The 21,837-nt window shown below is 33.5% G+C and carries 21 protein-coding genes and 1 tRNA gene; 9 read left to right on the top strand and 13 right to left on the bottom strand.

What is annotated here, in order from left to right; all coding sequences use genetic code 11:
• Window positions 1-2 precede the first annotated feature (2 nt).
• Both rpsG and rpsL read right to left on the bottom strand, forming a co-directional pair.
• A complete protein-coding gene (gene rpsG / locus ACIQ2L_RS04375) occupies window positions 3-479 on the bottom strand; it encodes a 30S ribosomal protein S7 (RefSeq protein ID WP_136151630.1) in 477 nt (158 codons plus the stop codon).
• Window positions 480-503: 24 nt separating this feature from the next.
• On the bottom strand, window positions 504-887 hold the full coding sequence (gene rpsL, locus ACIQ2L_RS04370) for a 30S ribosomal protein S12 (protein WP_007136570.1): 384 nt from the start codon (window positions 885-887) through the stop codon (window positions 504-506).
• Window positions 888-1,159: 272 nt separating this feature from the next.
• Here rpsL and ACIQ2L_RS04365 point away from each other — a divergent pair, with 272 nt between their 5' ends.
• The 6 genes from ACIQ2L_RS04365 (at window position 1,160) to rlmB (ending at window position 10,161) form a co-directional block, all read left to right on the top strand.
• The gene (locus ACIQ2L_RS04365) at window positions 1,160-2,827 is read left to right on the top strand and encodes a hypothetical protein (protein WP_396156803.1); all 1,668 of its coding nucleotides are present in this window, start codon (window positions 1,160-1,162) and stop codon (window positions 2,825-2,827) included.
• A gap of 97 nt (window positions 2,828-2,924) precedes the next feature.
• The gene (locus ACIQ2L_RS04360; protein WP_396156801.1) at window positions 2,925-5,957 is read left to right on the top strand and encodes a SusC/RagA family TonB-linked outer membrane protein; all 3,033 of its coding nucleotides are present in this window, start codon (window positions 2,925-2,927) and stop codon (window positions 5,955-5,957) included.
• A 5-nt stretch (window positions 5,958-5,962) separates the two neighbouring features.
• Window positions 5,963-7,501: a SusD/RagB family nutrient-binding outer membrane lipoprotein gene (locus ACIQ2L_RS04355; RefSeq protein WP_396156799.1), complete on the top strand. Its 1,539-nt coding sequence runs from the start codon at window positions 5,963-5,965 to the stop codon at window positions 7,499-7,501.
• 11 nt (window positions 7,502-7,512) lie between these two features.
• Window positions 7,513-8,370 (top strand): hypothetical protein, encoded by an 858-nt coding sequence (locus tag ACIQ2L_RS04350; protein ID WP_396156797.1) that lies wholly within the window; start codon window positions 7,513-7,515, stop codon window positions 8,368-8,370.
• A gap of 10 nt (window positions 8,371-8,380) precedes the next feature.
• Window positions 8,381-9,358, top strand: a complete 978-nt coding sequence (locus tag ACIQ2L_RS04345) for a hypothetical protein (protein WP_396156795.1) — start codon at window positions 8,381-8,383, stop codon at window positions 9,356-9,358.
• 68 nt (window positions 9,359-9,426) lie between these two features.
• Window positions 9,427-10,161: a 23S rRNA (guanosine(2251)-2'-O)-methyltransferase RlmB gene (gene rlmB, locus ACIQ2L_RS04340; RefSeq protein ID WP_396156793.1), complete on the top strand. Its 735-nt coding sequence runs from the start codon at window positions 9,427-9,429 to the stop codon at window positions 10,159-10,161.
• Window positions 10,162-10,224: 63 nt separating this feature from the next.
• On the opposite strand, the gene ACIQ2L_RS04335 is transcribed toward rlmB, so the two are convergent.
• Window positions 10,225-10,983, bottom strand: a complete 759-nt coding sequence (locus ACIQ2L_RS04335) for a rhomboid family intramembrane serine protease (RefSeq protein WP_396156791.1) — start codon at window positions 10,981-10,983, stop codon at window positions 10,225-10,227.
• Between the two features lie 194 nt (window positions 10,984-11,177).
• Here ACIQ2L_RS04335 and ACIQ2L_RS04330 point away from each other — a divergent pair, with 194 nt between their 5' ends.
• Complete coding sequence (locus ACIQ2L_RS04330; protein ID WP_396156789.1) at window positions 11,178-12,455, top strand: replication-associated recombination protein A; 1,278 nt, start codon at window positions 11,178-11,180, stop codon at window positions 12,453-12,455.
• A gap of 118 nt (window positions 12,456-12,573) precedes the next feature.
• Here ACIQ2L_RS04330 and ACIQ2L_RS04325 read toward each other — a convergent pair whose 3' ends face one another.
• From ACIQ2L_RS04325 to ACIQ2L_RS04280, 10 genes are all read right to left on the bottom strand, one after another.
• The gene (locus ACIQ2L_RS04325) at window positions 12,574-13,311 is read right to left on the bottom strand and encodes a hypothetical protein (RefSeq protein ID WP_396156787.1); all 738 of its coding nucleotides are present in this window, start codon (window positions 13,309-13,311) and stop codon (window positions 12,574-12,576) included.
• Window positions 13,311-14,003 (bottom strand): YjjG family noncanonical pyrimidine nucleotidase, encoded by a 693-nt coding sequence (locus tag ACIQ2L_RS04320; RefSeq protein ID WP_396156785.1) that lies wholly within the window; start codon window positions 14,001-14,003, stop codon window positions 13,311-13,313. The genes ACIQ2L_RS04325 and ACIQ2L_RS04320 overlap by 1 nt, the downstream gene beginning before the upstream one ends.
• Window positions 14,004-14,011: 8 nt before the next feature.
• Complete coding sequence (locus tag ACIQ2L_RS04315; RefSeq protein ID WP_396156783.1) at window positions 14,012-14,470, bottom strand: RES family NAD+ phosphorylase; 459 nt, start codon at window positions 14,468-14,470, stop codon at window positions 14,012-14,014.
• Window positions 14,470-14,973 (bottom strand): antitoxin Xre-like helix-turn-helix domain-containing protein, encoded by a 504-nt coding sequence (locus ACIQ2L_RS04310; protein WP_396156781.1) that lies wholly within the window; start codon window positions 14,971-14,973, stop codon window positions 14,470-14,472. Before ACIQ2L_RS04310 ends, ACIQ2L_RS04315 begins: the two co-directional genes overlap by 1 nt.
• 56 nt (window positions 14,974-15,029) lie before the next feature.
• Window positions 15,030-15,719 (bottom strand): DNA repair protein RadC, encoded by a 690-nt coding sequence (radC, locus tag ACIQ2L_RS04305; protein ID WP_396156779.1) that lies wholly within the window; start codon window positions 15,717-15,719, stop codon window positions 15,030-15,032.
• 266 nt (window positions 15,720-15,985) lie between these two features.
• The gene (locus ACIQ2L_RS04300) at window positions 15,986-16,297 is read right to left on the bottom strand and encodes a GIY-YIG nuclease family protein (RefSeq protein WP_396156777.1); all 312 of its coding nucleotides are present in this window, start codon (window positions 16,295-16,297) and stop codon (window positions 15,986-15,988) included.
• A 435-nt stretch (window positions 16,298-16,732) separates the two neighbouring features.
• The gene (gene murC / locus ACIQ2L_RS04295; RefSeq protein WP_396156775.1) at window positions 16,733-18,088 is read right to left on the bottom strand and encodes a UDP-N-acetylmuramate--L-alanine ligase; all 1,356 of its coding nucleotides are present in this window, start codon (window positions 18,086-18,088) and stop codon (window positions 16,733-16,735) included.
• 167 nt (window positions 18,089-18,255) lie between these two features.
• A complete protein-coding gene (locus ACIQ2L_RS04290; RefSeq protein WP_396156773.1) occupies window positions 18,256-18,891 on the bottom strand; it encodes a transposase in 636 nt (211 codons plus the stop codon).
• 328 nt (window positions 18,892-19,219) lie between these two features.
• A tRNA-Val gene (locus ACIQ2L_RS04285) sits at window positions 19,220-19,294 on the bottom strand.
• A 68-nt stretch (window positions 19,295-19,362) separates the two neighbouring features.
• Complete coding sequence (locus ACIQ2L_RS04280; RefSeq protein WP_396156771.1) at window positions 19,363-20,583, bottom strand: bifunctional folylpolyglutamate synthase/dihydrofolate synthase; 1,221 nt, start codon at window positions 20,581-20,583, stop codon at window positions 19,363-19,365.
• Window positions 20,584-20,713: 130 nt separating this feature from the next.
• On the opposite strand from ACIQ2L_RS04280, the gene ACIQ2L_RS04275 reads away from it, so the two are divergent.
• Window positions 20,714-21,430, top strand: coding sequence for a MotA/TolQ/ExbB proton channel family protein (locus ACIQ2L_RS04275; RefSeq protein ID WP_396157011.1), 717 nt, complete (start codon window positions 20,714-20,716; stop codon window positions 21,428-21,430).
• Window positions 21,411-21,806 carry an ExbD/TolR family protein gene (locus ACIQ2L_RS04270; protein ID WP_396156769.1) on the top strand — a complete coding sequence of 132 codons (396 nt, stop codon included), beginning with the start codon at window positions 21,411-21,413 and terminating at the stop codon, window positions 21,804-21,806. The genes ACIQ2L_RS04275 and ACIQ2L_RS04270 overlap by 20 nt, the downstream gene beginning before the upstream one ends.
• Window positions 21,807-21,837 lie beyond the last annotated feature (31 nt).

The following is a 21,837-nucleotide window of genomic DNA, read 5'->3' as shown; positions in this document are numbered from 1 at the left end:
TATTAAAATCTGAAGTGAGAGAATGCTTTATTTGCTTCTGCCATTTTGTGAGTGTCCATTCTCTTTTTAACAGCGGCACCTTCTTCTTTGGCCGCAGCTAAAATTTCAGAAGCTAATTTACCTGACATCGATTTCTCGTTTCTTCTACGAGCATAAAGTATCATCCACTTCATGGCCATAGAAATTTTTCTGTCTGGACGAATTTGCATAGGAATTTGGAATGTAGCTCCACCAACTCTACGACTGCGTACTTCTACGTGAGGCATAACGTTTGTTAAAGCATCTTTCCATACTTCTAATGACGATTTTTCATCATTGTTCTTTTTTGTTTCTACAATTTCCATAGCATCATAAAATACTTTGAAAGCTGTCGATTTCTTACCATCCCACATTAAGTTGTTTACAAAACGTGTTACTAACTGATCGTTAAATTTTGGATCTGGTAAAAGTGGTCTTTTCTTTGCCGCTCTTTTTCTCATGTCTTTACTTTAAAAGTTTTTAAATTACTTTTTTGCTTCTTTTGGGCGTTTTGCACCGTACTTAGATCTTCTTTGTGTTCTTCCTGCTACACCTGATGTATCAAGCGCACCACGCACAATGTGGTATCTAACTCCTGGTAAATCTTTTACCCTTCCGCCTCGCACTAATACTATCGAGTGCTCTTGTAGATTGTGTCCTTCTCCTGGGATGTATGCATTTACTTCATTTCCATTCGTCAAACGTACACGCGCAACTTTACGCATAGCAGAGTTTGGTTTTTTTGGAGTAGTAGTGTAAACACGCGTACAAACACCTCTTCTTTGAGGACAAGAATCTAAAGCAACCGATTTACTCTTCTTAGTGATTTGAGTTCTTCCTGTTCTTACTAATTGTTGAATTGTTGGCATAATTAAATACTAATTTTTCTTTATTTTATTAATTCCCGCTTTTTTAGGGGTTGCAAATGTAGTAATTATTTTCAATGAAACAAATCGTAATTAATTAATTTTTTTATCAATTAAATATTTGTATTATAATGAGATAAAGATTTGCGATAAAGTTTGTGTATTTATAAAATTAAAGTACTGCCAATGGCTATATAAGACAAATTATTTTTAGATTCCACAAACAACAATAAAAACAATTTTTTTGCGTTATTTTTATCCAAACTTAAATAGACTTGAATAAGATTTTAATCCCCTTTGTACTACTTATCAACATTTGGAATCTTTCTGCACAAGAATTTCAAATGAAAATTGTGGGACAAAACGAAAGAGAAACAAAAATTATTGACAGTCTTGGCTATTTAGTAAAGCACAAAAACACTAAATCTATTATTGATGAAAATAATTCTTTTTATGAAAAACTGAATAATAAAGGATATACAGAATCTCAGCTCATAGAAAACTCCAAACCCAACGACTCAAGCTTTAGTTTTAAATATAGTCTTGGTAAAAAAGTAAAAACAATACACCTATTTATTGGTAAAGAATTTCAAGAAAACATAAGTAGTTTATATGAAATCAAAAATGACACATTAATTCTTCCGTTTGAAGAAAGCGAATTATTCTTAAATACAATTTTAAAAAAATTAGAAAGTAATGGTTTTTCAATGGCAAAAGTAAAACTTATTAATATTCAAAAAAATAATGACTTTCTAAAAGCGGACTTATCAATTACCAAAGCAATAAAAAGGAAAGTAAATGATATTGTAATTAATGGGTATGATAAGTTTCCTATTGGGCATAAAAAAAATCTGATTCGGTTATACCGCAATAAGGTCTTCAATCAAAAAAACTTAGAGCGATTGTATAATGAAATTGAGAAATTCCGATTTGTCAAACAAAGCAAATTCCCAGAAATCCTTTTTACCAAAGATTCAACTAAAATATATGTTTATTTAGAAAAAACGAAACCAAATACTTTTGATGGTTTTATTGGTTTCAATAATGATGAAAATAAAAAACTTATTTTTAGTGGCTATCTGGACTTGGTATTGAATAATATTCTAAATTCTGGTGAAAAACTATCCTTGTATTGGAAAAGCAACGGTCAAGATCAAAAAACATTCAATTTGGGAGTTGAGCTTCCCTACATCTTAAAAAGCCCCATAGGAATAAAAGCAGAATTGAATATTTTTAAGCAAGACAGCACTTTTCAAAATACAAAAACTGGAATCGATTTGGGGTATTATTTTAATTACAATTCTCGATTATATTTAGGCTATCAATCGACAGAATCGAGCGATATTCAAAATGTGAATTCTTCTAGTTTAAGCGACTTTAACAATTCCTTTTTAACGACGTCATTTGAATTTCTAGATTTCAAGACTGATGATTTTCTTTTTCCTGAAAAAACGCACTTTGATTTTAAAATAGGAACTGGAAAAAGAGACTCTAAAATACTATCAGACAATCAGTTTTTTGGCAGTTTGTTTTTGAAACATAACTTCTATTTAAACGAAAAAAATAGTGTCAATATTAAATCTCAAAATTTTTATCTCCAAAGTGGGAATTACATTGTAAATGAATTACAGCGATTTGGCGGAATAAATTCTATTCGTGGATTTATCGAAAACAGCCTTCAAGGAAATGTATTTAGTGCTTTATTATCTGAATATAGATATATACTTTCACCTGGTTTATATGTGCATTCAATTATTGATTATGCCTACATCCAAGACAAAACTTCAAATAGCAATCAAAATCTTCTCGGTATTGGATTTGGCTTTGGACTACTTTCCAAAAACGGATTGTTTAATATTGTTTATGCCAACGGTAGCCCCAACAATCAAGCAATAAAACTTTCCAACTCTATTGTACATATTAGCTTTAAAGCAAGCTTTTAATGGTCGACAAACTTTACCCTTTTTCTTTTAACATTTCATTAGGATTTTTAAGATTTTTTTAAGATATTTGGTTTCACTAATTATAACCAAATAAATAATGAAAACAAAGTTAAATGGATTCCTAACGCTGTTCATAGCGTTGTTGGTGCAAATCTCTTTTGCACAAGAAAGGATGGTTACAGGTACTGTAATGGACGTGTCTAACCAACCACTACCCGGTGTAAATGTTTTAGTTAAAGGAAGTAATGTTGGAACACAAACCGATTTTGAAGGTAAGTTTTCGATAAAAGCTTCTTCAACCGCTACATTAATTTTCAATTTCGTAGGGTTGAAAACACAGGAAATAGTTGCTTCATCTACAACTATTACGGTAAAAATGAAGGATGACGCTATCGAATTAGAAGGATTAGTTGTAACCGCTTTAGGTATCAAAAGAAAGCCTAATGAAATTACTACAGCAACTCAATTAGTTAAGTCAGCCGAATTAAATCAAGCCAAGGCTACAAACGCGGCACTTGGTTTGGTTGGAAAAGTATCAGGTTTACAAATCAACACCATAAACAACGGTGTAAACCCACAAACAAGAATACAACTGCGCGGGTTTAGATCTATTTCAAATAACAACGAAGCGCTAATTGTAATTAACGGAGTAATATCTACGGCACAAGCTTTCACTGAATTAAACCCTGAAATTATTGAATCTGTAAACGTAATGAAAGGGGCAAATGGATCTGCATTATATGGTAAAGATGGAGCTAACGGTGTCATTATTGTAACCACAAAAAGAGGTACTAAAAATACTGAAAAATTTAAAATTACGCTGAACACAACGTTTACTGCGGAAGAGGCATCAATGTTCCCTATACTTCAAAACCGATTTGGTCAAGGCTATCAAGGTGCTCAAGATTTTACCGAGAACACGAATTGGGGTGCAGAACTTGATGGTTCATTGCAACCCACTGGTTTAGAACAAACACTACTTCCCTATTCATTTATCAAAGATAACTACAAACCATTTTTTACTGATGGAAGCACGCTTCTAAACTCAATTGCGATAGCCACTGGTGATGAAAATAGTTATTTAAATTTTACCCTCGGAAATCAAAAAACGGATGGTATTATTCCGGGAGACCAATTTACAAAGAATAACTTTTATTTAAGCGCAGGGAAAAAAGTGGGAAAATGGAGTTTTAACGGAAATGCAACCTATACCACTAGCAATCAAAATACGGCTGGAGGTGTAGAAGGTTCTATATATGGCGCTTTAGTTCAAGTTCCGGTTAACGTGCCTGTACAATTATTTAGCAATCCTGACAACGCTACACACTGGACCTATTGGGAGTTAAGTCCTTATTGGAAACTGAAAAACGAAAGAATTTCAAATAAAGGGCAAACTTTTGAAGGTGTTGGTGAATTAAACTATGAATTCAACAAAAATATTAGTGCTACCTATAGAGCCAGTTACAGAAGTACTTCTTTCAATAGAGTAGAATTCTTCAATGGCTATAAAACAGAGGTTGTCTATTGGGATTCTCCTTTTGACTATGTTTCATCCTACGAAGTTGGGAATAGCAATTCAAGAATTTTGTATGGCGATTTATTGATAAATTTTAATTATGAATTAACGAAAGACTTGACTTTTAAAGCAAATGTTGGAAATAATGTACAAAATAGAGAATTTAATTCTTTATCAGTTAAAGGAGAAAAATTAGTAATACCAGGATTGTATAATATTACAAATATTACAGGAAATGCTATTCCTTCCGATTCTAAATCAAGAGATAGAAGTTATTCTTATTTTGCGAATGTTGATTTAGGGTATAAAGACTATTTATTTTTGAACTTAACTGCAAGAAAAGATTGGTGGTCAGTAATCAAAAAACCTAGCTTCTACCCAAGTGCAGGGGTTTCTTTTATACCTACTCTTGCTTTTCCTAATTTTGGAGGCAAAACACTTACGCATGCAAAGTTTTCTGCCGGATTGGTAGCAGTAGGAAATAGTAGTATTGATGCCTATGAAACTAATAACCTATTTGAAAGCGCACTCTCGGCAGGATTTCCTTATTCAATCAATAGTTTTGTTCAAGAAATATCTATTGCAGATCCTGACTTAATTCCAGAACTCACCACTACTTTTGAATTCAATATGAATTTAGAATTCTTTAACAGAAGAATTACTTTTGATGCGAGTTATTTTAGATCTCAAAACAGTGATCAAATTATCGGAATTTCTCCCTCTACAGCCTCAGGTGTCAACTCCGCAACCATAAATGTGGGTGAAACTATTTCGAAAGGTGGCGAATTAGACCTTGGTGTCATACCTTTCAAAACAGAAGACTTTACTTGGGATTTCAGAATTGGCTATAGTACTTTTAGAACCGATGTAACAAAAGTAACTAAAGAATCTAATCAAATTGCTGTTGGACAATACCTTGGAACGGCTGGAATTGCTGCTATTAGAGGAGAACAGTTTCCTATGCTTGTCGGAACAGGTTACCAAAGAGATGATAATGGTAATGTGGTTATAGACGCCGCAACTGGAGACCCACTAAAAGCAACAAACGTAAAACTAGGCAAAACAACTCCAGACTACATTCTTGGAATCACAACCAATATTAGATATAAAAATTTAAAACTTACTGGCGTTTTTGATTATAGAACAGGTCATGTTTTTTATGCCGGCGTTAAAGATGGTTTGATACAAAATGGTTCTGATATAGTTACGGCTCAAAACGGAAGAGATCCTTTTATTTTTCCTAATTCCGTTATCGAAACATCACCTGGTGTATTTACTCAAAACACGAGTGTAACTACTTCGGGTAATCAAGATTATTTTACTGGAATTTATAGAGAAATTGATGAAAATTTTGTTTTGGATGCTACTGCTTTTAAATGTAGAGAGCTTGCGTTATCTTATTCATTCTCAGATAAAATATTGAAGAATTTGCACATTGATGGATTGTCTCTAGGACTTAATGCACGAAACGTATTTATGATACTTCCTAAACAGAATAGAAACTATACCGACCCTGAATTTTCGTTTACCACAGGAAATAACGTTGGTTTAAGCACCGGAGGTCAAGCACCACCAACAAGAACATATGGCTTCAATATTAATATAACTTTTTAATACAAATGAAAACGAAAAATATATATAAAAAAATATTGTGTGGCTTATTAATCGGAACTTCTTTACAATCGTGTGATGATTTTCTTGATGTAAATGAAGACCCTAATAATCCTTCATCTGAAAATGTAAATCCTGAAATCGTTCTCGCCGCAACTCAAGTGTATACTTATGGTGTATTGGCTGGATATGTATCTGAGTTTAATCCAAATGCAGTTCAAGACAATATGAACCAATTGGGTAATTTAATGATGAATAACTGGACTAGAGATGTCGGTGCATCCAATTCAAGTTACTATTTTAATGAACACACGTATAATGTAACTTCTGATTTCTATTCAGGTGTTTTTGAAAATCTATATTTAAGAACTTCAAATTATACGTTCATACAAAACACAACGAAACCCGGATATAACAATTATAAAGCCATTGCTAAAATATTGAAATCATTTTATTTCCAATATTTAGTAGATTTATACGGAAACATTCCATACACGGAGGCACATAAAAGAGGTGATAATTTGACTCCAAAATACGACGATGCCTTAACTATTTATAGAGATTTAGTGGTACAATTAGAGGAAGCTGTTACTTTGATAGACAATGCACCTGCTGGCACGTACAATCCTGGAGAAAATGATGTAATGCTTGGTGGTGATATGCAAATGTGGAAAAAATTTGCCAATACACTTAAACTAAGAATACTTTTAAGAGAATGCAAAAGAACGGCTTCATCAGCTTATATTTCCTCAGAAATGGCTGAATTACAAAGTAGCGGTGCTCAATTTTTAGGGCCAAATGATAATGTAACCATTAACCCTGGGTTTAGCGCAGCTACAAATAAACAAAACGGATTTGCAGCAATGTTTTTAACTATAAATGATACTTATAAAAATAACTGGTCCTCTACCGCTGCAACTAAATATACTGTAAGCTATTTACAAACCACTAATGACCCCAGATTGACTAGAATATACTCTGCTACATCTGCTCCTGGTGGTAATGATTACAATGGTCATCAACAAGGCGATGTGTTGAATACCTCTACAAACTATCCGGTTTCGCATGTTGGTCCCGGTTTATTGCAAGACTCATCACAAGACGGCTTGGTATTTACCGCCACCGAGAGTTTATTATTGCAAGCAGAAGCAGTACAAAGAGGTTATTTAACTGGTTCTGCAAAAAGTTTGTATGAAAGTGGTATTACCGAATCGTTTAAGTTGTTAGGTTTAACTACTGCTCAAGCGGTTACTTATTATAGCCAAGCAACCAATCTAATAGGATGGAATGGTTCTACAGGAAATGAAATTCATGCCATAATCAATCAAAAATGGATTGCATTAAACGGTATTAACGGGGGAGAAATTTGGATTGAAAATACAAGAACAGGTTTTCCGAGTCATGTGCCACTTTCAACAGTAGCACCAGGTTCAACAAGACCAATTCGTTTATTATACCCAAGCTCTGAAATTGCAGGTAATACTGCAAATGTTCCGCAACAGAATGAATCTGAAGCTTTCACAAGTAAAATATTTTGGAACCAATAATAAAAATAAATATGAAAAAAATAAATATAATATTCTTAACAATTTTAACCTTTGCTATTGCAATATCCTGTGTTAAGGATGATGTAGAAAACAATAGTACAGGTGATCTTATCGTTGGATTTAAGAATTCACAATCATCATATATCTATACTGATAATGATGTCGACCCAGTTCAAGTTTTTGAACCGATAGACCTAGTTGGAGGTAGTGATGGTACAACATCAGATGCTGATATTTCGATCCCTTTTTCTATTGATGTAACGAGTACTGCAATTTTAGGAACTGATTATACTATCAATGCAACTGGTGGAAATGTAACCCTTGAAGCAGGTTCTAGTTTTGTAAAACTCCCATTCACAATTAACCCAAGCGTGCTGCCAGGAAATGTTCCTAAAACAATCATTATCAATTTAGGACAACCAGTTCCTGCAGGAGTAGTGGTTGCAGATGATAAAAAAACCATCACTATAACCATTGCCAAATGTGAATCTGATTTAGCAGGCACCTATTCTTTAGTGGTTACCAGAGAAGACAATGGAGTCGTTTATAATTTCCCAAATGAAGTAATCACAGAATTAGCCTTAGGCGTTTATGAAACTTCAAGTACAGGTCCGTATGATGATTTAACCAATGATGGTGCACCAAGAAATGGGTTCATTTTTAAAGATGTTTGCCAATCTATTGCTATAGATGAGCAAAATTTAGGCGATTATTACTCCAATCTTGTAGAAGGCGATGAAGATGCCGGATTAGTTACACTTGACCCTATTACTGGTGAAGTGACCTCTATCACGATGAACTACTCGATTAGAGGATTCTCTGCTGGAGTAACTCGAAGATATTTTACAGCTGTTTATACAAAACTCTAAAAAAATTATTATGAAAAAAATATCAAATTATATATATCTCTTAGTATCATTGCTGTTTTTAGGAATATTTTCTATAGCCTGTAATGAAGAAGAAAATTTAGGAAAAAAAGAAAAACCAGAGTTAACTGCTAATGGAGATACTTCAATAACTGTATCGGAAGGAACAGATGCTGTACTAAAATTTAAACTTGACAAAGCTATAAACAAACCAATACAGTATCGTTTAGTTATGTTAGACGAAAGTAGCGCAACAGACCAAGATGATTACGTAATTCCAGGATGCAGAAGTAATGATCCTGATTGTGTGGCTATTGAAGAAAATGGAGGCCCAGTGGGTTATATCTTTGAAATCCCTGCTTATACAACAGAATACAGTGTAAATATCTCCACAATTCTTGATGACTTTAATGAAGCCGATGAAGTTTTAAGACTTAAAGTAATTTCAAACAGAACATTATTAGGTACTGTAAATGAGTTGTTTTATAATGTCACTATTCAAAATTCGGTTTCTGATGATTTAAGCATACGATTAAATTGGGATGGTACTTTTATGTCTGGTGGTGATGAAATCGCCAATTGTGATTTAGATATGGACCTTGAATTGTACGATACAAATTTGAATATCATTGACGACAGTTATAGTAATTGCCCAGAGAGTATCACCATCAACACAGCTACAGCAGCAGACGGAACGTATTATTTAGCGGCTAGTTTATGGGATACTTTTGGTTATATAGAAAATGTAAATATTCCTGCTAACATTACATTTATAAAACAAGGAACCACTTTCAATACAACGCTAGACATTTCTACTTTTTTTCCAATGCAAGATGGTGGTTTAGCAAATGGAAATTCTAATGCAGCAGTTATTTATACTATTGTAAAGAGCGGCACTGTTTATACAATAACCGATGTAAATAACACCACTGTTTTCCAAGGAAGGTATGGTAACTTTAATATAAAAGGAAAATCCAAAAGAAAAAAGTAATTAGTTTTTTAACCTAAACAAACCATCCCGTTCCAAAAAACGGGGTGGTTTTTTTATATCTTTGCGCCATGGAAAAAGAAAACCAAATATTTGGAATTAGAGCTATTATAGAAGCCATTAGTGCGGGTGCAGCAATCGATAAAGTCTTCATACAATCCGATGCGCAAAGCGAGTTAATGCAGGAATTAATGAAGGCGATGAAGAAAAATAGCGTCAATTTCTCGTATGTTCCTGTTGAAAAATTAAACCGATTGACTCCAAACAACCATCAAGGTGCTGTAGCCACTATCGCTCCTATAAGCTTTGTAAAGCTAGAAACGCTCGTTGATAGCTTAGTCGAAAGCGGCAAAATTCCACTTTTCTTAATTCTAGACCAGTTAAGTGATGCTCGTAATTTTGGTGCTATTATTAGAACTGCAGAATGCACCGGCGTTGATGGAATCATTGTTCAAAAAACAGGTTCTGCTCCCGTAAATGGCGACACAGTGAAAACTTCTGCTGGAGCCGTTTTTAATGTGCCCATTTGTAAAGTAGATCACATAAAAGACGCCATTTTCTATCTTCAAGGAAGCGGCATAAAAACCGTTGCTGCTACCGAAAAAACAGATCAAAACATTTATGATATTTCCCTTAACGAACCTGTTGCAATTATAATGGGTAGTGAAGACCGAGGAATCAATCCATCAGTTTTAAAAATTGTAGATGAAAAAGCAAAACTGCCAATGTTTGGAAGCATAGGTTCACTTAATGTTTCTGTTGCCTGTGGTGCTTTTCTTTATGAAACTGTTCGTCAAAGACTATAAATATTTCTCTTTTTTAAACCATTAAGAAATTAAGTTAAATAAGACATAGTGAAACTTAATTTCTTAATGGTTTAAATCAGTATTCTCTTTAAAATCATATACATAATTGAATGTTGCTGTTGAATTATCTTGTTCACCTTTCTCTTCCTCTTTTTGTGTATTGACAAAATTTCCGTTTTCATCAAAGTGCTTCATAAACCTATCCTCTTCTGGATTAAAATCAGGCTTTTCCCAAGGATATTGAATTGCTGTAACATAATCGGGAGTTTTGAAATAGGCAGCAAATCCAAAACCTGTGATCAATCCCGCCAAATGACCTTCCCACGAAATGGTATTATCCACATCAGGAAAAACATACCAAACCATTCCTCCATAAAACATCACAACTGTTAATGACAACGCCATTAAGCGATAATATTGTGTCATCATGCCTTTAAAAAAAATAAAAGAAACCAATACATAAATTAAACTACTGGCACCAATGTGATACGATTCTCTTCCAATTACCCATGTAATCAATCCGGAAAGTAAAATGCCATAGAATAATACTTTTAATGAAATATCTCTATAGAAATAAATTAATGCCGTTGTCAGAATAAATAAGGGAATGGAATTGTTGGCTATATGATTCAAACTTCCATGAAGAAACGGACTAAAAATTACGCCTTGCAAACCTGAAACCGTTCTTGGTAAAATTCCGTGAGAAGTCAAATCAACATTGAAACTATTTTCAAAAAAGAAAATGAACCACATTATTATAAGAATAATTACTGGAACTAGCCAAACCGATGGTGTAAACTTAAAATGATGATAATCGTTCATTGGAAAAAAAATACTTTTTGCTCTAGTCAAAAATACAACCAAAATAAAAGCAATGCTAATTTGTCAGTTTGTTTTAGTTTTAACCACGAAGTTCACAAAGAAGGCACAAAGTTCTCAATGCTTAGTGTGCTTCGTGAAAATATTTGTGCTCTTAGTGGTTAAGCTTTTTTAAAAAAATAGTATAAATTTACAACATGGAAGCACCACTTGCCGAACGCATCAGGCCTGAAGTTTTAGCCGATTATATCAGTCAATTACATCTTGTGGGTGAAAATGGCTCATTGACTCAACAAATTGAACGTGGCATTATTCCGTCTATGATTTTTTGGGGTTCTCCCGGCACAGGAAAAACCACTTTAGCACAAATAATTGCCAAACAAAGCAATCGTCCGTTTTATGAATTGAGTGCTATTAATAGTGGCGTGGCGGCCATTCGCGATGTGATTGATAAAGCCAAACAAAGTGGTGGATTATTCACTGCAAAAAATCCAATTTTGTTTATTGATGAGATTCATCGGTTTAGCAAATCGCAACAGGATTCACTCTTGGCTGCTGTCGAAAAAGGCTGGATAACATTAATTGGTGCCACCACCGAAAACCCAAGTTTTGAAGTTATTCCAGCGCTTTTGTCACGTTGTCAGGTGTATGTTTTAAATCCGTTTTCTAAAGAGGACTTATTGGCTTTGCTTCAAAGAGCCATTACCGAAGACAAAATCATTTCTTCCAAAAAAATAAAACTGAAGGAAACCGAAGCGTTACTTCGACTTTCTGGAGGCGATGGACGGAAGCTATTAAATATTTTTGAACTCGTCGTAAACGCAAGCCCTGAAGGTCAAATTGTGATTACCAATCAAAAAGTTTTGGATTTGGTTCAACAAAATACGGTTTTATATGACAAAACCGGAGAACAACATTATGATATTGTATCAGCGTTTATAAAATCGATACGAGGAAGCGACCCGAACGGAGCAGTGTATTGGTTAGCCCGAATGATCGAAGGTGGCGAAGATGTAAAATTTATTGCACGACGTATGTTAATTTTATCAAGTGAAGATATTGGCAATGCCAATCCAACAGCTTTTATTATGGCAAACAATACCTTTCAGGCAGTGGCAACTATTGGGTATCCCGAGAGTAGAATTATTTTAAGTCAATGTGCTGTTTATTTGGCTACCTCAGCAAAGAGTAACACAAGTTATATGGCTATCGGTGAAGCGCAGCAATTAGTAAAACAAACGGGAGATTTATCAGTGCCGATTCATTTGCGTAATGCTCCAACGAAGTTGATGAAGGAATTGGGTTATGGCGAGGAATACCAATATTCACACAGCTATGAAAATAACTTTTCTGAACAGGAATATTTGCCCGATGAAATTAAAAACACCGCTTTCTATAAACCCGGAAACAATGCTCGGGAAAACGAAATGCGTACTTTTTTGAAAAATCGTTGGAAGGATAAATATGGGTATTAGTATGCAGTGATAAAATTAACATTAAGAAGTTAAGAAAATTAAGAATTTCATTAAGACTTAACTAAACTTAATGGAGAAACTTAATTTCTTAATGGTGAAAAAGTGTTTGTTCTTAAAATTAAAACCGAAGATTTATTGATTCCGAAACAAGCTTACCACCTTCATAATATTCAAAAAACCATTGATTTTCTTTTGAAATCAAAACTCCATTTATCACACCTTTTGTACCAAGAAATACATTCTTTTGAGAAGTAGTATATAATTTCATTATAACTTTAGGCTCATTGTCAACCACTTGAAAACCATAAGTAGTGGGTTGAGCAAAGTAGAATGTTTCAGAATTTTTATTCTGATTGTTAGAAACACTATCATTACTAATTGGTACTTGAGTTACTATTGGAACCACAGATACAATTTCTGTAATTGTTGTACCATTATATTTATAGTTCAAGGTGTCAAATGATTTAGAAACCATCCGCAAAGCTTCATTATAAGCTGGCGCTAATTGTTTGTTTCTACTACTACCAAAATCGGTTTCAAATACTACTTTGTCTTTACAATCTTTCAAGACCAATTTTACTTTTGTCATGAACATATTATTATTTTCTTCTAAAGATGCTTTTAAATGAGAACATTGATTGTTTATTACTTCATAAGGAATTTCATCTGTACTCAAATAGGACTTAAAGCCATATTTCTGCAAAAGTAATTTGGTTGTTGTATTCAAATTATACCTATCATTTTCTTTCAAAAAATCAAACTTAATAGGAACAATAACATATTGATAGTCATTTATGCTTTGCGAAAAAGCAGAAACAGAAACAAACAAAATCAGTAGCAAAAGTAATTTCTTCATTATAATATATTTTTTAATTCTAATAAATGTTTAATGACCATAATTTCTTCTTCGGGAGAATGGATTTCTTTCTCATCAAATAAAATGGCTTGCATTCCAAAAGCCATAGCGCCACGAACATCTGCATCAATACAATCGCCAATCATTATAGCGTTCTCTTTTTGAACACTAGCCAAAGATATGGCATATTCAAATATAGTTCGATGCGGTTTCTTTACTCCAGCCATTTCGGAATTGGTGATGGTTTGAAAATATTTCTCCAACCCCGAATGATACATTTTTCTTTGTTGCACTTCAGCAAAACCATTGGTAATGATATGTAATTGATATTTTGGATATAAATAATCTAAAACTTCAATCGCACCCTCAAACAATTGATTATTATCGGGCAAGAATTCAATATAGTCATGAGAAATACTATCAATTTCTTTATCTGAAATTGTATAGTTTATAGCATCAAAAGATTGTCGAAGTCTTTCATATCGCAATTCTTCATGTGTCATCTTATCGACCTGATACAACTTCCAACACGATTGGTTAATGGGCGCATAAATTTCTATAAATTGGAGTGTATTAATTGTGGGATGATGTGCTTTGAAAATTTTATCAAAAGCTAAAATGGAATTTTTATCAAAATCCCAAAGAGTATGGTCTAAATCAAAAAAAATGTCGGTGATAGTATTTAACTGCATCTTATTTTTTATTTAAAAATTCTTTTATCAAGAGGGAAATTTTCATGATGAGTAATTTTTATTCTTTTAAAATCGGAATGATAAGGATTTAATAAATAATTAAAATCTCCTCTAACCACTGCCGATGGAACTTTCATTACACAATACTCTTTTTTTTGAATAAATTCATCACCAATAATCTGTGTGGTGGTATTTTCTGGAAATTCATTCCAACCGATTTCTATTTTTTTTTGATTACAATCAATTACCTCAATATCATCAGGAATTTGAATGGTTATCATTAGAAAACTACTTGGTAAAGTAGCCAATGTTAAATGTACTGCAACTTCCGCCATTGCTAAAGCTCTACTTTGAGCAGTGTAAATTATTTCGGTTCCTTTTGAATTCCATCTTGCGCCAAATCTTGCTGCACCAATTCCAGATAATTCTATTGGATGCTTTTTGTTTATTAACCTATAAACTTCCATTAGAGAAAAATAGCTTGGTCTATTTTATGCAACTCTGTCATGACCATTTCTTTACCATAGGAATCTGTCAACAGATCTAATGGTTTTAAATTTGCCAATGCAAAACTTGGTGTGTTTAACCATAAATAAAACTGCTCCTCATCGTCAAAAATTTCCCTCCCTAAAGCGGTAACTTCTGCCAATTCTAAAATTTTCTCTGAAGGAATTGCATCAAAAAAGAAATCTTTTTTTAACTTATTTCTGTGAAGCGTACGTGTGGAAACACCAAGAAATTTAGCCCATTCTTCCTCTTTAAAAGGCGTTCTTTCTTTAATCAAATCGTATAATTCATAAGGAAGTCCTTTTCTAATAGAATGCACAATTAACATTCTGTTGGAAAGAAATTTTTTGTATGTGATATTCTTATCAATTAGTGCTATTTTATAATCTTTCTCTACTTTTGAAACATATAAACGCACAACTTTATCAAGGTGAACATCAGAATTGGAAACTATTTTAGACATAATTTTTGACATTTGTCTGCTAAAATATGACATTTGTCATCGCAATCCAAATTTATTTAAAAAATACCTTCGTCTTGAAAGCTATAATAACCGTTTTCGGTAATGATAATATGGTCTAAAACTTTAATATCAAGTTGCTCGCCAGCCAATTTTAATTTTTTGGTAATTGCTGCATCAGCATCACTCGCTTGTAATTTACCCGATGGATGATTGTGTGTTAGAATTATAGAGGTAGCATTGTGTTCTAAAGCAGTTTTAAAAATTAAACGAACATCAACTACGGTTCCAGTTATACCTCCTTTTGAAAGTTGGGATTTATAAATCACTTTATTGGAATTATTAAGATACAACACCCAAAATTCTTCGTGTGGAAGTTCGCCAATAATGGGTTGCATAATGTCGAAAACGGCTTTGCTCGAAGTGATTTTTTGTAGTTCCAACGTTTCTTCCGCTCTGCGTCGTCTTCCTAATTCTAATGCTGCAGCAATGGAAATGGCCTTTGCTTCGCCTATTCCTTTGAACTCCATTAATTGCTTCAAGGATAATTTCCCTAGAGCATTCAAATTGTTACTGACGCTAGCGAGAATTCTTTTGCTTAAATCAACAGCGCTTTCATTTCTGCTTCCGGAACCAATTAGAATAGCCACCAACTCGGCATCGCTCAAAGCTGCTTTGCCTTTTAGCATTAGCTTTTCACGTGGCTTATCGTCTTCTGCCCAGTTTTTTATGGAGAAATTTTGTTCCAAAACAGTATACTAATTATTACTTTTTTACGTTATCAAATAAAGGATAAATGTATGAAACCATTTTATTTTTTGCTAATTGCCATCACATTTTTAACATGTGGACAAAAAATTATGTATAATTATGATATTCTGTAGAAATCCTTTCTGATAAAAGTGCTTTGAGTTTTCTAGGGAAAGAAAAACTATGGGCAAGGTTCCTAGGAAGTGACAACAAGACTCACTACCCACAAACACTAACTACAAACTTGTTATTCCGGAGGAATCATTTATTTAAAAGACCCATTCCAAAACTCTATGTTTGGGTTTACTTCCATAATCAAATTTAACTTCTTTTCCCTTGAAAGATTTTTGATTTCTTTTTCCCTTTCAATCGCCAGTTGAATCCATCCAAACTTTTCATAATAAATTAAAAAATGCACATTATAACGTGCTGTAAAACTATTTGGATTTAATCTACTTTCATGTTGTTGCAATCGTAACTTCAAATTATTGGTTACGCCTGTATATAAAACTGTTCTGTTTTTATTAGTTAAAATATAAACATAAAAGGTGTAAATTCCTTCGGTGTATTCAATCATGAACTATTGCTTTATTATTAACTTTTTTGAGACTCCTACGGAGTGACAACAAGACTCACCACCCACAAACACTAACCACAAACTTGTCATTCCGTAGGAATCCCTTTTTAATTATAGCGTCACGAGTTTTCTAAGGAAAGACAAACTATTAGTGAGACTCTTTCGGAGTGACAACAAGAATCACTACCCACAAACACTATATACAAACTTATCATTCCGTAGGAATCGCTTTCTGATAAAAACGCTACGAGTTTTCTAGGGAAAGACAATCTATGAGTGAGACTCCTTCAGAGTGACAACAAGAATCACTACCCACAAACACTAACTACAAACTTGTCATTCCGTAGGAATCCCTTTTTAATAATGGCGCTATGAGTTTCCTACGGAAAAACAAAATATGAGTGAGACTCCTTCGGAGTGACAACTAAATAAACTTTACTCAATCAAACTCTTCACCTCATCAAAATTCAATCCGCCATAATTTCCGGAACTCATTAAAAGTAAAGCCGAATTATTCAAGTCATAAGAAAATAAAAAGTCTTTAAATTCCTGTGGATTGGTATAAATAATCAGATCAGTACGCTTGAACGATTGTGCAATTTGGTCATAGGTAACTTCTTCCAACTGTTTTATTTTCACTGCATCAGGAGAATAAAAAACAACAGCTACATCTGCTGCATCCAATGCGCCTTCGTATTCTTTTAAAAACTCAGCGTTCAAACTGCTATACGTGTGTAACTCCAAACAAGCTACTAATTTTCTATTTGGATATTGGGCTTTTACTGCTTTAGTCGTTGCCGAAACTTTGCTTGGGGAATGAGCAAAATCTTTGTAAGCTACTTTCCCTTTTCCCTCTGCAATTTTTTCTAAGCGTTTAGATGCGCCTTTGAAACTCGCAATGGCTTCATAGAAATCGGCTTCGTCTACGCCCATGTTTTGGCAAATCCATTTGGCTCCGGCAAGATTGTTCAGATTATGTGCTCCAAAAACTTCAATAGGCATCAGTCCTTCCGGAGTATCAAGCAAAGTTATTCCATCTTCTACCGTATAACTTGGTGTAGTATATGGAATTCTTCTGATGGTATTTGTTGTTTCTTCAGCCACTTTTTTTACAGTTTCGTCTTCTTCGTTATACACCAAAATTCCGCCTTTGATAATTTGATTGACAAATATTTCAAACTGTTCTACATAGTTTTCAAAGGTGGGAAACACATTAATATGATCCCAAGCAATCCCAGAAAGTAAAGCAATATTGGGTTGATACAAATGAAACTTTGGCCTTCTGTCAATTGGTGATGATAAATATTCGTCACCTTCCAATACAATAAAATCATTTTTTTCTGTGAGATGAACCATGGTATCAAAACCTTCGAGTTGTGCTCCAACCATATAATCCACTTCGATGTTATGATACTGCATGACGTGTAAAATCATAGAAGTGATAGTGGTTTTACCATGTGAACCGCCAATGACAACGCGGGTTTTGTTTTTGGATTGTTCGTATAAAAACTCTGGATACGAATAGATTTTTAACCCTAATGCTGTAGCTTTTACTAATTCTGGATTGTCTGCTTTGGCATGCATTCCTAAAATTATGGCTTCAATATTGGATGTGATTTTCTCAGGAAACCAACCCAATTCAACCGGAAGTAATCCTTTCTTTTCTAATCTTGATTTTGATGGTTCAAAAATAGCATCATCACTTCCAGTAACTTGATATCCTTTGTTGTGCAATGCTAAAGCGAGATTGTGCATGGCTGCGCCGCCGATGGCAATGAAATGTGTACGCATTTAATTTAGTTTCGTAATTTGTAATAGTTAGTCCAAAAATACACAAAAAAGAAAACATTCAGATAATAATAAAGAAGCCTTCTCAATATTAAAATTTGAGGCGGTTTTATTATTTGATTCCATTTTTTCTAAAAGTTTAAAATTATAGAATGATGATAAAATTACTTTCAAGCTGCAATTTTCTTTCTTAAATTGTGAGTTAAAGCCATTAATCCGAACTCTAATTCTGTTTTTTCGATTCCTTTTAGAGAAAATCGTCTAAAACTGTTGTTATGTTTGAGTTGAGCAAATACGGGTTCTACATCGGCTGTGCGTTGTTTTCTTTTATGTAATCCTGTCTCGCTTGTTAAGAGTTCCCTTATTTTTTGTTTGTGTCTCTCAAGATTGTGGTTTCTCTCTATACTCCGATTTCCTTTTCCTTTAAAACATTGACCTCGTAATGGACAACCTTCGCAGTTTTTGGCTCGGTAATGTGTTAACTCTTGCGTATAGCCAGCTTCGGTAATCCGTTTATTTTGGTAAGTTTTATGCATTTTTTGTCCAATTGGACATACATAATAATCTTCTTCTTGGTTGTAATGAAGATTTTCTTTACTAAATGGTTTGTGCTTCTTTTGATAATTTTTGTCTTGTTCTTTGTCAAAAGTATTGTACTTCACATAAGCTATTAACTCTTGTTTTTCTAAATAATCATAGTTTTCTTCACTTCCATAGCCTGCGTCGGCAGTAATGTCTTGTAGTTCTTGAAAAACTTCCTCTCCGTAAGTTTCGAACTGGATGTTTCTCAGAAATAAAATCGTCAAACGAATAAGGTAAAAGTGTGGTTTGACGTTGATTGTAATGCTTGAATTTCATATATAATCATCTGTAAATCAGATATATATACAAAAAATCAATCTTTTATGCAAGAAAAAAACATAAAAAAACCGTCTCTAGTTGTGAGACGGCTTCTTTCTTGTGGGTAATGAGGGATTAACTTCGTTGATCCTTTTAGGGGAGACTTTAGCACAAGAAAAAACTTCAAGAATGCTTCGCATCCTTCTGTTTTTTATTTCTAAAACACTTACAAGAGTAAACTCTTGACGTGTTTCAAAAATAAAAAACCGATTAGTTTCCTAATCGGTTTTCTTGTGGGTAATGAGGGATTCGAACCCCCGACCCTCTCGGTGTAAACGAGATGCTCTGAACCAGCTGAGCTAATCACCCGTGTTGCGCTTTAATGCGAGTGCAAATATAGGACTCTTTTTTATATCTGCAAACTTATATTAAAAAAATTATAAAATTTCTGCCACTACAAAAGTGCTTCCCCCAATATAAATAAAGTCATTTGTATTGGCTTTTTCTTTTGCGGTTTGATAAGCGTTTGATACTGAATTATATGTTTTTCCTGTTAAATTATATTCGTACGCTTTTTTCATTAATATTTCAGAATCTAATCCGCGAGTAACAGGAGGTTTGCAGAAATAGTAAATTGCGTTTTTTGGAAATAGAGGAAGAATTTCGTCTAAGTTTTTATCATGTACCAATCCTAAAACAATATGTAATTGGTCAAATTTTTCATTCTTTAATTGATTTAAAACAACTTTCAATCCGTGAGCATTATGTGCCGTATCGCAAATAATTTTTGGGTTTGAACCCAGTTGCTGCCATCTTCCTTGAAGTCCAGTATTTTTAATCACATTCAAAAAGCCTTTTTTTATAGCTTCTTCTGAAATTGAAAGTATTTTTTTTTCTTGTAAAACTTTGATGGTCTGCATAACCGTTTTCTTATTTTGAACCTGATAATCGCCAAGCAAAGCTGATGGATATGTCTCTTCAATTAAATCGGACGCAAAATAAATTTCGGCATGCATTTTTTTAGCTTTCGTTAAAAAAACAGATGCTGTTTCTGACGAATATTCGCCTATAACTACAGGTATATTGTATTTTATAATACCGGCTTTTTCAAAAGCTATTGCTTCTAAAGTATCTCCTAAAAATTGAGTATGGTCTAATCCGATATTTGTAATCACAGAAACCAGTGGAGTTATAATATTAGTCGAATCTAATCGTCCACCCATGCCCACTTCAATAATATTGATGTCTGTTTTTTGTTTTACAAAATACTCAAATGCTAAACCAACACTCATTTCAAAAAAACTCAACTCATGGACTTCAAAAAAAGTTATGTTTTTGTTTATAAAATCACAAACATACTCCTCCGATATGGGTTTTCCGTTTATGGTAATTCGTTCTCTATAGTCTTTTAAATGAGGTGATGTATATAAACCAACTGTATAACCCGCTTCTTGTAAAACAGATGCAAGTAAATGCGAAGTTGAACCTTTTCCGTTAGTGCCAGCTACATGGATACACTTCAAATAATGTTCTGGATTTCCCAAATGCGCGGACAACAAAACAGTATTGGTAATATCTTTTCGATAGGCAGTTGCTCCTTGTGTTTGATACATGGGCAATTTGTCAAACATCCAAATTAACGTTTCTTTATAGTTCATAATTTTCGGAAAAATTTCGGCATCTTATATACTTTAGTACACTTTTTTTCGTTTATATTGTCAAGCGTATTCTAGAAGTACAAAATTGAAATTATTTTCAGAATTAATAGTCAAAAATTAGATAAATATGATTAGTACATTTTTGCAATTACAAGCCGATACTTTAGCTCAAGCTATTCCAACCGTAGATAAAGCCAATGCTGCTTTGACCAATGAAGTTTCTGTTTTAGAGTTTATTTTTAAAGGCGGTTTGTTCTTAATACCAATCGCTATTTTATTGTTCTATACATTATATATTATTTTTGAGCGCTATTTATATATTCATAAAGCGGCCAAAATGGACAAAAATTTAATGAAAGACATACGAAACCATTTGAATAATGCCAATATAGAAATGGCGGTTAATTCGGCTGAAAGAACCGGTAATGCCCAAGGGACTATCATGAAAGAAGGCGTGTTAACTATCGGAAGGCATATTAACGAAATTGAATCCAATATGGAGCGTGCTGCCAATATTGAAATTGGCTATATGGAAAAGAAATTAGGACAACTTGGATTGATTGCCGGAATTGCCCCAACACTTGGGTTTATCGGAACCATATCGGGAGTAATCAAAATATTTTATAGTATTTCAGTTACTGAAGATATCAGTATCGGAAATATTTCCGGCGGATTGTATGAAAAAATGATTAGTAGTGGTGCCGGATTGATAGTTGGAATTATTGCTTATAGTGCCTACCACTTATTTAACGGAAAAATAGATGCATTCTCATTAGATATTCAAAAGCAAGTACTCGAATTTATAAATATCATTCAAAGACCAAATCATGGCAATAAAGCGAAATAAACGATTTCATGCAGAAGTCGCTACTTCCTCTTTAAGCGACATTATGTTTTTCTTGTTGTTGTTTTTCTTAATCATTTCTACTTTGGCAAATCCAAACGTTATTCGAATGACCTTGCCAAAATCTAAAACCAATGAAAAGACTAACAAGCAATTAATTACGTTGTCTATAACAGACGAAAAACGTTTTTTTGTGGATAAAGAAGAAGTAGATTTTGGACAACTGGAAGATCGATTATTGTCCAAAATGGACCCAGCCAAACAACAAACCGTTGTTATTAGAATTCCAGCTACATTGCAAGTACAAGACTTGGTCGATGTTTTGCAAATAGGAGTGAAAAACAAGCTCAAGTTTGTTATAGCTACTAGTCCAAAATAGAGTTAAATTTTATTATATTTAAAAAAAAGAA

Origin of the sequence: Flavobacterium sp. (genome assembly GCF_044369455.1) — a bacterium.
Taxonomy (GTDB): Bacteria; Bacteroidota; Bacteroidia; order Flavobacteriales; family Flavobacteriaceae; genus Flavobacterium.
The sequence above is the reverse complement of the archived record's forward strand: the minus strand, read 5'-3'. Positions and strand labels throughout refer to the sequence as shown.

Coding starts and splice junctions, on each gene's coding strand:
- ACIQ2L_RS04270 (WP_396156769.1), top strand. CDS start 21,411: ATGGCAATAAAGCGAAATAAACGATTTCATGCAGAAGTCGCTACTTCC.
- ACIQ2L_RS04335 (WP_396156791.1), bottom strand. CDS start 10,983: ATGAACGATTATCATCATTTTAAGTTTACACCATCGGTTTGGCTAGTT.
- ACIQ2L_RS04325 (WP_396156787.1), bottom strand. CDS start 13,311: ATGAAGAAATTACTTTTGCTACTGATTTTGTTTGTTTCTGTTTCTGCT.
- ACIQ2L_RS04315 (WP_396156783.1), bottom strand. CDS start 14,470: ATGGAAGTTTATAGGTTAATAAACAAAAAGCATCCAATAGAATTATCT.
- ACIQ2L_RS04350 (WP_396156797.1), top strand. CDS start 7,513: ATGAAAAAAATAAATATAATATTCTTAACAATTTTAACCTTTGCTATT.
- ACIQ2L_RS04280 (WP_396156771.1), bottom strand. CDS start 20,583: ATGAACTATAAAGAAACGTTAATTTGGATGTTTGACAAATTGCCCATG.
- ACIQ2L_RS04345 (WP_396156795.1), top strand. CDS start 8,381: ATGAAAAAAATATCAAATTATATATATCTCTTAGTATCATTGCTGTTT.
- ACIQ2L_RS04360 (WP_396156801.1), top strand. CDS start 2,925: ATGAAAACAAAGTTAAATGGATTCCTAACGCTGTTCATAGCGTTGTTG.
- rpsG (WP_136151630.1), bottom strand. CDS start 479: ATGAGAAAAAGAGCGGCAAAGAAAAGACCACTTTTACCAGATCCAAAA.
- ACIQ2L_RS04355 (WP_396156799.1), top strand. CDS start 5,963: ATGAAAACGAAAAATATATATAAAAAAATATTGTGTGGCTTATTAATC.
- ACIQ2L_RS04330 (WP_396156789.1), top strand. CDS start 11,178: ATGGAAGCACCACTTGCCGAACGCATCAGGCCTGAAGTTTTAGCCGAT.
- murC (WP_396156775.1), bottom strand. CDS start 18,088: ATGCGTACACATTTCATTGCCATCGGCGGCGCAGCCATGCACAATCTC.
- rpsL (WP_007136570.1), bottom strand. CDS start 887: ATGCCAACAATTCAACAATTAGTAAGAACAGGAAGAACTCAAATCACT.
- ACIQ2L_RS04300 (WP_396156777.1), bottom strand. CDS start 16,297: ATGATTGAATACACCGAAGGAATTTACACCTTTTATGTTTATATTTTA.
- ACIQ2L_RS04310 (WP_396156781.1), bottom strand. CDS start 14,973: ATGTCTAAAATAGTTTCCAATTCTGATGTTCACCTTGATAAAGTTGTG.
- ACIQ2L_RS04320 (WP_396156785.1), bottom strand. CDS start 14,003: ATGCAGTTAAATACTATCACCGACATTTTTTTTGATTTAGACCATACT.
- rlmB (WP_396156793.1), top strand. CDS start 9,427: ATGGAAAAAGAAAACCAAATATTTGGAATTAGAGCTATTATAGAAGCC.